General features: G+C 59.7%; 9 protein-coding genes and 1 CRISPR repeat array (1 of these 10 running past the window's edge). Of the genes, 5 read left to right on the forward strand and 4 right to left on the reverse strand.

Translation table 11 applies throughout. From position 1 onward, the window contains the following. Positions 1 to 45: a CRISPR direct-repeat array (repeat unit 36 nt; unit sequence GTTGCGGTTGGCCTGCGGCTTCTGAACGGCTAAGCT); it begins 387 nt to the left of the window's first position. 72 nt (positions 46 to 117) lie between these two features. From cas2 to cas9, 3 genes are read right to left on the reverse strand one after another with little or no spacing between them, the layout of a single operon-like run. Beyond that, entirely contained in the window at positions 118 to 465 is a 348-nt protein-coding gene (gene cas2 / locus ABNX41_RS17145) for a CRISPR-associated endonuclease Cas2 (protein ID WP_438670928.1), read from the reverse strand. Continuing rightward, positions 462 to 1,394: a type II CRISPR-associated endonuclease Cas1 gene (gene cas1, locus ABNX41_RS17150; protein WP_438670929.1), complete on the reverse strand. Its 933-nt coding sequence runs from the start codon at positions 1,392 to 1,394 to the stop codon at positions 462 to 464. The genes cas2 and cas1 overlap by 4 nt, the downstream gene beginning before the upstream one ends. A gap of 12 nt (positions 1,395 to 1,406) precedes the next feature. Then, on the reverse strand, positions 1,407 to 4,634 hold the full coding sequence (cas9, locus tag ABNX41_RS17155) for a type II CRISPR RNA-guided endonuclease Cas9 (RefSeq protein WP_438670930.1): 3,228 nt from the start codon (positions 4,632 to 4,634) through the stop codon (positions 1,407 to 1,409). A gap of 1,052 nt (positions 4,635 to 5,686) precedes the next feature. Here cas9 and ABNX41_RS17160 point away from each other — a divergent pair. Then, entirely contained in the window at positions 5,687 to 7,033 is a 1,347-nt protein-coding gene (locus ABNX41_RS17160; protein WP_438670931.1) for an IS5 family transposase, read from the forward strand. Positions 7,034 to 7,148: 115 nt separating this feature from the next. Here the strand turns inward: ABNX41_RS17160 and ABNX41_RS17165 are convergent, their stop codons facing one another. Next, positions 7,149 to 8,102: a LysR family transcriptional regulator gene (locus tag ABNX41_RS17165; RefSeq protein WP_438670932.1), complete on the reverse strand. Its 954-nt coding sequence runs from the start codon at positions 8,100 to 8,102 to the stop codon at positions 7,149 to 7,151. Positions 8,103 to 8,221: 119 nt separating this feature from the next. Here ABNX41_RS17165 and ABNX41_RS17170 point away from each other — a divergent pair, with 119 nt between their 5' ends. The 4 genes from ABNX41_RS17170 to ABNX41_RS17185 all read left to right on the forward strand — a co-directional run bounded on the left by ABNX41_RS17170 (position 8,222) and on the right by ABNX41_RS17185 (position 12,321). After that, the gene (locus ABNX41_RS17170; RefSeq protein WP_438670933.1) at positions 8,222 to 9,379 is read left to right on the forward strand and encodes a hydroxymethylglutaryl-CoA lyase-like TIM-barrel protein; all 1,158 of its coding nucleotides are present in this window, start codon (positions 8,222 to 8,224) and stop codon (positions 9,377 to 9,379) included. A 52-nt stretch (positions 9,380 to 9,431) separates the two neighbouring features. Then, positions 9,432 to 10,664: a CaiB/BaiF CoA transferase family protein gene (locus tag ABNX41_RS17175; RefSeq protein WP_438670934.1), complete on the forward strand. Its 1,233-nt coding sequence runs from the start codon at positions 9,432 to 9,434 to the stop codon at positions 10,662 to 10,664. A 30-nt stretch (positions 10,665 to 10,694) separates the two neighbouring features. Continuing rightward, positions 10,695 to 11,132, forward strand: a complete 438-nt coding sequence (locus ABNX41_RS17180) for a PrpF domain-containing protein (RefSeq protein WP_438670935.1) — start codon at positions 10,695 to 10,697, stop codon at positions 11,130 to 11,132. Between the two features lie 29 nt (positions 11,133 to 11,161). Continuing rightward, a protein-coding gene (locus tag ABNX41_RS17185) for an IS3 family transposase (RefSeq protein WP_438670936.1) occupies positions 11,162 to 12,321 on the forward strand; the annotation gives its coding sequence in 2 pieces (ribosomal slippage) (positions 11,162 to 11,411 and positions 11,411 to 12,321; 1,161 coding nt in all). The last annotated feature ends 27 nt before the right edge of the window (positions 12,322 to 12,348 follow it).

The raw sequence follows: 12,348 nt of genomic DNA on the forward strand, positions 1-12,348 counted from the left end.
TACCCCTTCGTTGCGGTTGGCCTGCGGCTTCTGAACGGCTAAGCTGGATGTGTTGGTAATTCATTGTTATGCAATAAAAAAACAACACATCCGGCTGATGCCAAATTCTGGACATAACTAGAACAGTGCCAGCTGGTCCGGGTTTTCGCGGGGGCGGCGATGGCGTTGGCTCGAGAATCGGACGATTCCCTCGTATTGTTTGTCGGTGAATGTGAGGACATGGATCTCACCTTTCTTTGGCAGATTACTTTCGATCCGTTTCAGATACGACTCGTAGCTGTCCTTGCCATTGCAGAAACGCGCGTAGATCGAGAACTGGCTCATCTCGAAGCCTTGATCCAGCAGAAATTCCCGGAATTTTGTCGCGTCCCTCATCTCCTTCTTGCTGCCCACCGGCAGGTCGAACATCACGAAAATCCACATCAGACGGTATCCGCTCAGGTGCGAGGATTGGGTTTTCTTCATGGATCCGCCTCGGTGACGCGACCGATCACCGCCCAGTCCAGGGCGGATGGCGGGTCGAAGAGGATCAGATCGGCGCGCCCGGTCTCAAAGGCTCTGGCAAGGGATTGCGCCAGCCGGGTTGCGGCAATGGCAACCGGCGAAGTCTCCCCGGCGATGCGCAGATCAAAGGCGATCAGCCGGGCGAAGCGGCGTTTTTGCTGCGGGCCCAGCCGGTTGATGCCTTCGCGCATCATGCTTTCGGCCAGGGCATCCACCAGCGGGCGAAATGGTTCGATCAGGTCGTCCGCAAGCGCGAAAGCATTGCCCCTGTTCGAATGCTGCACGCCCAGGGTGGGATGCAGGCCTGCGGCGACAATGGCACGAGCGCAGGTCGCGCGCATCACCGCATAGCCGTAATTCAGCAGCGCATTCACGTCACCCGCATCGCGGTTGCGCCGGAAATCTGGCCCCATCAGCAAAGGCCAGTAGCGCCGCGCTGCCTGGGCTTCGAGATTCTCCTTGTCGCCCGAGCTGACCCGCTTTGCCATGAAGGGGAAGGCTTCGGCCCCACTGATCCCGCGGGCCGTCAGCAGCGCGCCCTGCATCGTGATCTTGGCCGAAACGATCCGGCGCCAGATCTGCTTCATCAGGGGCGTCGAGGCGGCGATCTGCGCCTGCATCCGCGCATTCTGAGCGTGATGGCCCTGCAGGGGCAGGGTGACGGCCACCGGGCTGTGGGATGTGTTGCACCAGACGATAGGGGCACCGCGCTCGGCCAGCGCCGCGACGATGGTGCCGCTCCAGGTGACCCCGTGGGCATGGATGATCAGCGCGTAAATGTCGTCAAGGGCGACGCGGCCAACTTCGCTACGGTCTTTTTCCAACAGCAGGAAACCGCGATGAAGGGAGAGATGGAGGCCATCACTGGCGATATCGACGATGCGATCCATCTCTCTGCCCTCCTACTCGCGGGGGCCGGGGTCGAAGACCCGGCCAAGGGGATCAATCCGAACCTGTCGGGCGCGGGCTTTTTTCAGCGAGCTGGGTGAGAGATAGACGTATTTGAACGGGTCGATGTCGTTGGCCGTCCCATCCCGTTCTTGCAGTTTGCCACCCTCATTGGGCGGGGAAAGAGTCAATCTGCCGGCCTGGTTGAACTTGACTACCCGCATGATCTCCCGAGGTCCGTTGTTGCGCTCTATCGCGATCACATCGTTCTGGCGCAGCGAAAGAACTTTTTTTGCCGCAGGGTGAGGGCGGATGTCGTGATAGCCGTTCTGATGCGCGTTGAAGGTTGATACGACATCATGGCGCCAGGATGCGTCTGGCATATGCCAGACATTGTAACGATCATTGGAGGCCCCGGCATAGCCTTTGTAGGCTTTACCTTCCTTGTCGCGGATCGGGATCACATTGAGCGGCTCGCGCAGGCGCACACGGCGAATGCCTCTGAACACCGGATGTTCCGCCGCAAATTTCGCCAATGCCTGGTCGAAGGCCTTGCCGGTACAATCGCGCGTCGCCAGCCACAGCGCCATGCGCAGGGCTTGGTCCGGGATGCTGTCGGGATCCGCGATCTGCGCAGGCTTCAGCAAGGTCAGCGGGACGCGATGCACAACAATCGGGGTTTTGCCATCGGTCGTCGTCAGGCCGGTCAGCCCGTAGGCGGTATCATTGTGCAGCTTTCCAGCCGTCACATCACGGTGACGCGAGGGCTTTGCGGCTCTCCCATGGTCTGGCTTATGCGCGGCAATGGTGCGGGCAAGCCTTGCGCCGAGGTCTTCGCGAAACCCGTGCCAGGGTTGGGGCAGATCCTCGAAAATCCGGTCCAGCTCCTGCGCTTCGGCCCTTGCGGCTGCTGTGGCAATGCGCTGCATCAGGGACAGGCTGGTGACGGCGGCAACCGTGGCGTCAATCGCATGGTGCCGATGGTCGAGCCGGTTTTTCGGCGCGTTGGAATGCTTGTTTTCCACAAAATTGTGGTCGGGCAGCAGGCTGTCCAGCCCCCAGACCCGGCGCAGCATCGCGGTCATGCGGCCAGGGATGACATCGACGCGGCCATCCTCGGCAGTGGGATAGAGGCTGCGCAGATATTTGCCGGCGATCCGCGCCAGATACTGCGTATCGGTCAGTTGCCGCGCCGCAAAACCGCCATCACGCTCCATCCGTTCTTCGGCATCGGGGCCAAAGCGCCATTGTTTTGACCGATGCATCCGCGCAACCTGCACCGCGATCTTTTCCCAGGCCTCCGGGTCATGCCCCCATTTGCGCCAGGGCGTCATATTGCCCTTGTGCCGGTTGCAGGCGCGATGCGCCAGCACCTTGTTCGAGGGGCTGTCATCCAGCGAGATGGAATAGGGAATGATGTGGTCGATATCGACCAAGCCGTTGAAGAGCTGCCCCATGCCGATCGGCTCGCCGCAATAAGGGCAGCGCCGGTCGAGCATATTAGAGGGGTTCAGTTCCTCCCATTGCTTCAACAGTGCCCGGTTGGCGCCGGTATCGGGACGGTCGGCCTCGATCAGCGCGTTGCTGCGCCGCTGCGCGGCGGCGGTGTCGCGGCGGATGCGGTCCTGATGCTCTTTCTTTTGCTTGTCGTTCAGCTTCAGTTCGCGCGCCAGTTCGATGACGATCCGGTCGGGTTTGCCATGGCGGGCGATCACAGCATTCACAAGCTTTTGCAACTGGCGCAGGCCGATGTGCACGGTCGGGTTGGTCACCTTGCCGAACTGGCGTTCCAATTCATCGCCATATTCCGGTTTGCCTGGAGTAATCTCTCGGGTCAGGATCTGGCCGTAATAGGGCAGGGTGTCGAACACTTCGCCGCTGCGATGGTCGCTGTGATGAAAGCCCGCCACGACGGCCGCCTTGTCATAGGTGATGACCCCGGCCTTCAATGCCGCGATCAGCGCCCGCGTTGCGGTTTCGCCAAAACGGCCATGGCCTTCGGGTAGGTTCGCTTTTGCCACCGCCTGCGCCGCTGCCGCATCCAGCCCGCATTCCGATTGCAGCCATGACAGCAGTGTTTCGGGGTTTTCCTCGTTCTGAACCCGGTCGAGGATCTGCAACTGCCGCTCCAGCGGGAAATGCGGCCAGAGGCTGCCGAACCGCTTCTTGTCCGACATCTCGGCGCGGACCTCATCGCCGGCCATGTCTTTGCGGGCCTCGGTTTCCTTGTTGAACCGCTCGCCCTCGGCCAGTTTCAGGGTCTTGGCGAGCGTCTTGTAGGTCACTTTCTTCTTGTCGCGCAGCACCATGAGCAAGGCGTCGCGCTCACCCAAGGTCAATTCGCGCCCCGCCGACCCCGCCGAGACGATGCGCAGATGGTTGACCTCCTCGTAAAGTCGACGCTCCTGAAACAGCGGATGTGCTTTGGCTAGCCGCTTTTCCCCTTCGGGTACGCCGTTCATACCGGCAAAGGTGCAGGGGCCGATCACCGGCTCTTTCAGCGGGCGCTGGAAAAAGAGGATGCGCTGGATCTCCTCGCGTGCGGCCTCGGTCAGAAGGGCAGGGCTGAAGGCTGCCTGCGCCTCCCAGATACGGTTGAATTCGTCCTCGAGATGGTTGCGTTGCGGGTAGAAGTCATAGGTTTGATTTTCGCCCCCCATGCGGACACGGGCCGGTTGACCGGCGTCGATCCGTTCGGCCAGAAACTGCCCCAGGGTCCGTCCCTCAAGCACGGCATTCAGGGCCTGGCCGGCAAGCGCGATCTTGCCGCTGTCGGCCTCTTTGCGGCCGCGATCCGCCTTTCGGTTGGATTTGAAGCCGCGCCGGGTGTTGAGAGCAAAGATCAGGCGCCCGATTTCATGCGGGACAAGCGGTTCCGACAGCGCCCTTCGCCGGAGGTCATAGGGGTCAAGTCCCGCCAGCGCACGGGTTTCGTCATTCACGACAGGCTCGTTGCGGCGGCGGCTGCGATCTATTGGCGGCGGGTCGCCCGGCAACAGGCCAAGGGTGATCAGTTTGCCCAGCAGAGCCGAGCGGCGGCCGATATACCTGTCACGCCTGCGCCTGGCAGAGCGGGCCTCGCGCCGCCCCTCGGCCAAGGGGGCGCCCGATTGCGGATCCCGCCCTGCGCCGGCTGCGGCGCTGAAAATGATCACCCCAAGGTCGATGATGCGCCGGTCGCTTGCCAGCAGTGACCACCCGATGGAGGATGTCCCGAGATCAATTCCGAGGGTGGTGGGCATATGGCAATCTTCCGCTTAGCTTGAATAATTAAGTCCCTTAATACGAGAAAAGTCTATTGAACTGAGCCACGAGTCAATACATATGTTATGCACCACAGATGATTGCCTGCTCGGTTTCGGAGTCCAAGCCGTAACCGGGCGGCTCAGCAGGCTAGAGCCCTGTGAAGATCAGGCTGGCAAAAGTGCCCGGATATCCACAGCTGTGGCATGAGATGGTCGAACCGCTCTCGAGCGCTTCGCAATGAAGCGAGAGAATTCTCGGATTAATTGCGGTCGGCCTGCGGTTCTGAAATCTGCCACCGGGTTGCGATGCGCCCCGGTGGCAGGACTTCCTCGCCATCGCGCCATGCCCTCCATCGAAAATGAGGATTGACTCCCGGCTTTCGTGATGTGAAGCATAAGGTTCAGAAGCCGCGGCTGACTGTTAACAAGCAGTTTGACTGCACCAAATAAGGGCAGGGCTACGGCCCTGTCTTTTTCATTTGTATAGTCATGTCTAATCGACGGATCGGCATGGGCCTTGATGTCGGCGGGACTGGGCGGGCATTGGAGCAGCAGTTAGAGTGGTAGGCTGAGCCGGGCATCGCCTGCTGGGGGAGCGCTGCCCTGGCGAGGAACCAATGGAGCGCGCGCAGAAGGGCGCCGTTGTTGGTCGGCCCGCGCCGGGGCCTTGCCACCCTTCGTGTCGATGAGCAGCGTCGCGCGATTTGCATCCAAGAGGAAATCCCTTATGCTGAAAGGGACTTTGGATGGTGCCAATCCTGCTGATGCAAAGGAAGAATTTCTGGAAGTGCGCCCCCGCAACCAATTCTGTCATAAATCAATCGAAATCGAAGTGTAGCAATAGGTTACACCGAAATCGGCGAGCTACGCAAAGCCCCTGACGCGAGAGCGCCGAGGTGTTTGTCATCCAATCCCGGCGCGCACCAAGTTAGTCGGTTCTGAACAAGCCTGAACACATTGATATTGTGTGATGATCTATCGGTTTTGTTGACGTTGGATCGCAGGGTTTCGTAATCTGGACGCAAAAACCCTGCAATTTCTGGTCAGCGATGAAGCCTCATTCCCGCGCCTCCGAACAAGATGACCTTCTACGCCCCAAGCTGGTGGGCATGATCGATCCACGCCACGAGCTGGTGAAGCTCGCCGCCCTGATGGACTGGGAGTTCTTTGAGAGGGAGTGGGCCGGGTTCTTCCCTTCGACGACGGGTCGTCCGGCAACGTCACCGCGCCTGGTCGCCGGGCTGATGTATTTGCAGCACGCGTTCAAGCTGTCGGACGAGGCGGTTGTCGCGCGTTGGGTGGAGTACCCCTACTATCAGCATTTCACCGGCGAGACCTTCTTTCAGCACCGCCCACCGATCGATCCCTCCTCGCTGGTGCGTTGGCGCAAAAGAATCGGTGAAGAAGGGGTGGAATGGCTGCTGACCAAGACGATCGACGCAGGCCGCGTTTCCGGGACGATCACGGACGACAGCCTCAAGCGCATCGCCGTCGATACGACCGTCATGAAAAAGAATATCGCCCATCCGACGGATGCCCGGCTTTACGAACGGGCCCGTGCCCTGCTGGTCGGCCTGGCGAACAAGGCCGGGATCGAGCTGCGTCAGAGCTACGCCCGCCTTGCGCCGCGCCTAGTGATCCGGGTCGGGCGCTACGCCCATGCCCGCCAGTTCAAACGCATGAAAAAGGCGCTGCGTCGGCTCAAGGGGTATACCGGCCGGGCGCGTCGGGATCTGCGCTGTCACCTGCAGGAAATCCCTGAAAGTCCCTTGCGCGAAAGGGTTCTGGACGCCCTCTCGCGGGTCGGTCGCCTGCTGGAACAGGGGCCGAAGAGCAAGGACAAGCTCTATTCCCTGCATGAGCCCGAGGTCGATTGCATCTCCAAGGGCAAGGCTCGGGTGCGATACGAATTCGGCACCAAAGTCAGCCTTGTCACCACCCTCGATGGCGGCTTCGTTGTCGGTGCCCGCAGCTTTCCCGGCAATCCCTACGACGGCCACACCCTCGCCCCGGCGTTGGAACAGGTCGAAATCCTGACCGACACAAGGCCCGACCTCGTCGTCGTGGACCGTGGCTATCGCGGCCACGGGGTCGAGACCTCTCACGTCCTGATCAGCGGCCAGCGGCGCGGCCTTACCCCGGTTCTGGCGAAGCTCCTGAAACGACGAAGCGCCATCGAACCCGAGATCGGCCATATGAAATCGGATGGGCGTCTGGCCAGATGCCCCCTCAAGGGCAGCATCGGCGATGCGGTCTTCGCCGTGCTCTGCGCCTGCGGCCACAACATCCGCAAGATCCTCGCCCATATCAGGGCTCTTTGGACCAGCGTCATCCTTCTGATCCTGAGGATCATCGTGGTCGATAACCGGCCATTTCGGATACCGCTCGCCGCCTGAGTGCGTTGTTCAGAACTGACTACTTCAGATCCTGCGGATATGACCCAGACTGAAAGGAAACCGATCTATCCGCCCGCTTTGGTAAAGCAGCAGATGGGACATCAAAAATCTTGACCTATATGACCGGCTTTGCATTGATCGCCAGCCCGGAAAGTGTATCGTCGGGCAAAATGTTGGTAACCATAGTTTCTGCAATTGCTGCGCGTTTGAACTGATCAATAAGGGTGGAATAGCCTTCCTTGCGATGTGCCAGCACAACGAAGCTCTTTGTATCAGGGCTTGCCAGCTTTCTGGTTACAATGCCGGAAATGCCCGTATGGATGTATATGTCCGGCAGGATAGCAACGCCGACTCCCGCCGCTACAAATCCGAGAATTGCCGTTCCATCGCGGCCGTGCTGCACGACGTTGGGGAGAAAACCTGTCTGACTGCACAAAAATGAAACCTGTTCAAACGATCCGGCAGGTGCGGAAAAGGAGACGAACGGTTCTCCTGCCAGTGTCTCGATCGGGACAGGTTCCTGTTCCTCTCCCCATTTGCTGTCCGCCGCCGCATAAAGGATCAATTCGTCCCGCCACATGTTGACCTTGGCCAGATGCGGGTCGATTTTCGCGCGATAGGGCAGCCTGACGAAGCCGACATCAAGTGAGCCGCTCTTGAGCATGTCGAGCTGGACATTCGTGGATGAATGGAAAATCTCCTGTTTGACATAGGGATAGAGATCGCGGAAATGCCGCAGCGTTGCCGGAAAGCTGTGACGCATCGGCACGGAAGCGGTGAATCCTACACGCAGGCGACCCGCTTCCCCGCGGGCCGCGAGATTGGCGAGTTCACGCGTCTGGTCGAATTTGCTGATGGTTTCGCGCACATGGGGCACGAGAAATTCACCGGCAGGCGAAAGCTTTACGCTACGCTGTGTCCGTTCGAAGAGGGGAACGCCGATCTCTTCCTCCATTGCCTTGATCTGCATGCTGAGCGGCGGCTGGCTGATGTGAAGGCGCTCGGCGGCCTGACGGAAATTGAGTTCTTCCGCGACCGCAAGAAAATAACGCAGGTGCCTTATGTCCATGGCGGGCCTCCTGATATGATAAACGTATCAATATAGAATAAATAATATATTGGACGAAATCGTCCTGGTCCATCACTTTTGTCTCGAGGCGCTGATTATCGATTCCGGAGGAACGGTCGATGACGCAGGAGCGCTGGCGGAGGAGTTGGACCATGCTATCCCGATACCCAACTATTTATATCCGTGAGGAAGCGTTGCGCGATGGCTTGCAGATCGAGGATGAATCAATCTCGGTAGATGATCGCGTCAAGCTGCTTGATATCTTGTCTCGCTCCGGGTTGAAGCAGATCGTGATCGGCTCTTTTGTCAGCCCGAAATATACGCCGCAAATGGCGATGACCGACGAGGTGGCTGCGCGCTTCACGCCGGTCGAAGGCGTCAACTACACAGCCATCATTCCGAATGAAAAAGGCAGGGAGCGCGCAGCCCCCTTCGCCAACAAGATTTCGATGGATCGTCAGGGCACGGCAGCGCTGACCACAGTTCATATGTGTGATGTCTTTACGCGCCGCAACTGGAACCGCAGCCAGCAGGACGAGATCGACCGCTGGGCGGGCACTGTCGAAAAGGCGCGCGCCAAAGGATTGAAGACGGCGACGATCTCTGCTCATGCCTGTTGGGGTTCGAATTTTACTGGCCCGGTACCACTCCCGGACCTGATGGATATGCTGCAACGCCAGCACGATCTCTGGACTGAAGCCGGGTTTACGGTCGATGCCTGCCGCCTGGGCGATCCCATGAGCTGGGTCATGCCGCATCTGGTCGAAGAAACGATTGCGGCGATCCGGCAGCGATGGTCGGCGATCAGGGATTTTGCGCTGCATGTTCATAACGGGCGCGGCATGGCGCTCACCAGCCTTTATGCAGGCATTCGCGCTCTTGCGGGGGAGCACATTCTGCGCGTCGATACTGCGCTTGGCGGCATTGGTGGATGCCCCTATTGCGGCAACGGTCAGGCCACCGGCATGGCGCCGACCGAGGACTTCGTCAATATGGTCGAGGAGATGGGCATTGATACCGGCATTGATCTCGATGTGCTGATCGAAGCTGCATGGTTGCTTGAAGACATACTCGGTCGCAAGCTCACGAGCCAGGTGTCGAAAGCGGGGCCGCGTCCGCGTGGTGCGGCACTTTACGATCCTAACATGCCCTTCGTTCAGACTTTCGCCGAAGCAAGGCATTTCAGGCTCGGGCCTCCGGCTTATGAAGGCCGCCCGAAGCCATGGAAAGAGCCGATAGAAAGTCCGCAACTGCACCGGCGGACGTCGGAAAACTGAAGCGACCAGCATACCCGCAATCCAGAACAGATCTGATTTACAGGAAAACCGAATGCAACAGAATCTTTCCACATCGAGCAGCCAACCATTATCCGGCAAGCCTGTGCATCTGCCGTTGACGGGCATCAAGGTTGTGGAGTTCTGCCATATAGCCATGGGACCGACGGTTGGTCTTCTGCTCGCCGAACTGGGCGCGGACGTAATCAAGGTCGAGCCTTTGCCGACCGGCGACCGCACCCGTTATCTCAAAGGTCATATTGCCGGAAGCTTTGGTTATTTCAATCGTTTCAAGAAAAGCATCGGCGTCGATATCAAGACCGAAAAGGGCAAGGAGATTGTCCGCCGCCTTGTCAGCAAGGCGGATGTGGTGACCGAGAATTTCAGAGCCGGTACGGCGGACCGCATTGGCATCGGATATGAGACGCTTTCGGTCTATAATGACCGGCTCATCTATTGCTCGTTGAAAGGTTTCCTGCCCGGGCCTTATGAAAACCGCGCCGGTCTGGACGAGCTTGCGCAGTTCATGTCGGGTCTCGCCTATATGACCGGCCCGCTCGGTCAGCCTTTGCGCGCCGGAACCTCCATTATTGATATTGGCGGCGGCATGTTCGGCACGATCGGTATTCTGGCTGCTATCTTGCAAAGGCAGGTCACCGGTAAGGGTCAGAAGGTCGAAAGCGCGCTTTACGAAACGGCAGCGTTTTTCATGGGACAGCACATGGCGGGCGAAGCGCATACGGGCAAGAAGGCGCTTCCCTATCCGGTGCGCGAGCGCTCTTGGGCCATCTACGAGACTTTCGAAACCGCCGACGAACGCTCCGTTTTCATCGGCCTGACCAGCGACAAGCAATGGCATGCATTCTGCACGGCCTTCGGCCGCGAAGATCTGCTCGAAGTGCCGGAATATAAGACCAATGAATTGCGACGTGACAACAAGCAGTCTCTGCGCCCCATCGTTGCTTCTATTGCCGCTGGCCTGTCGGCGCATGATCTGATCGAGGCGCTGGCGCCTCTCGGCTGCCCGGTCGGACTTGCTGCCGTACCTGGTGATCTGTTCGATGACCCTCAGCTTAATTTCGAAGGCCGCATGTCGGAAGCGACCCTGCCAGGAGGCAAGAAGGCGAAACTCCCGCGTCTGCCGTTGAAGATGTCGGCTATAGCGTCTGGCGACCGTCCGGAAAGCCACGTTCCCGAATTTGCCGAAAACACCGACGAGGTGATGAAGGAACTCGGCTTTTCTCAGGAAGATGTTGCGGCCATGCGCGAAGAGGCCGTCATCCAATGAGCTCCTGTATCAACATCCTGGGAGGACGCCATGACGTCGCATAGTCTACCCGCACTCTTCATGCGTGGCGGAACCAGCAAGGCGATCATGTTCGATCGCCGCGATCTGCCCGCCGATCAGGCGGACTGGGATCCGATATTCCTGTCCGCGATGGGCAGTCCCGATCCCGCCGGGCGTCAGCTGGACGGCATGGGTGGTGGCATCACGGCACTTTCGAAGGTTTGCATCGTCTCGCCGTCCGAAAGAGGCGACGTCGATGTCGATTACACTTTCGCACAGGTGGCCGTGAAGGATGCAAGGGTTGATTACAAGAGCAATTGCGGAAACATGAGTTCCGCGATTGGCCCCTTCGCGCTTGAAAGGGGAATGGTTACAGCGGACGGAGCGGAGACGGTCGTTCGTATCTATAACACCAATACGGACAAGGTCATTGACCTGCCCCCCACGAAGTTCCGCACCATGATGTAGAGTCTGCTCAACCCTGAAGGAGCAGACGAATGCGAAAGAGCCGTTTCACCGATGCGCAGATTATCGGGATGATCAAAGAACAGGAGACCGGGATGCCGACGGCTGAGGTTTGCCGCAGGCATGGCCTTAGCCCGGCGACGTTCTACAAGCTGAAGTCCAAGTATGGCGGCATGGAGGTATCCGAGGCAGCCAGGCTGAAGGCGCTTGAGGACGAGAACGCCAAGCTGAAGCGCCTGCTGGCCGACACGATGCTCGACAACGTCGTCCTGAAAGACCTGCTGGGAAAGAACTGACGACGCTGACCAAGCGGCGAGAGGCAGCGCTGCGGGCGATGCGGGATCACGATATCTCGCAGCGCCGGGCCTGCCGGCTTGTCGGTGTCGATCCCAAGACGGTCCGGCGCACACGCCCGCCGGACTGCCCCGAGATCCGCGAGGAGATGAAGGACATCGCCGGGAAGCGGCGCCGGTTCGGCTATCGCCGGATCGGCGTGCTGCTCGAACGCAAGGGCATGATCATGAACCACAAGAAGCTCTATCGGCTCTACCGGGAGGAAGGGCTGTCGGTGAAGCGACGACGCGGGCGCAAGCGGGCCCGCGGCACACGCATGCCGATGCCGCAGGCGGCGCGTCCCAATGCCCGCTGGTCGCTCGACTTCCTGGCGGACAGCTTCGGCGCCTCGCGCAAGTTCCGCATCCTGGCGGTGATCGACGATTGCTGTCGCGAGAACCTGTGCCTGATCGCCGATACCAGCATCTCGGGCGCTCGTGTCGCCCGAGAGCTGGATGCGCTGGTCAGGATCTACGGGAAACCCGCCTGCATCGTCAGCGACAACGGGACCGAGTTCACCAGTCGAGCCATCCTGAGGTGGGCCGATCAGAACGCCGTCCCTTGGCACTACATCGATCCAGGCAAGCCACAGCAGAACGCCTTCATCGAGTCGTTCAACGGCAGCCTGCGCGACGAGCTTCTGAACGAGGAGATCTTCGATACCCTGGACGACGCCCGCCGGAAGCTGGCGCTCTGGCGCTACGATTACAACACCGTCAGGCCGCATTCATCGCTCGGCAACCAAGCGCCGCTCGAGGCGCGCAGGACGCTTGAGCAATTTGAGAGCTCCGCTCCCGGCGCGCTTGCCCAAACCGACCAACCCAACTACCAATCCCAAACCCGCAGACTCTCGTTATGAACGAGGGACCACCGGGGGGCAGGTCAG

The sequence above is a fragment of the Pseudogemmobacter sonorensis genome, from assembly GCF_042762395.1.
Classification (GTDB): domain Bacteria; phylum Pseudomonadota; class Alphaproteobacteria; order Rhodobacterales; family Rhodobacteraceae; genus Pseudogemmobacter; species Pseudogemmobacter sonorensis.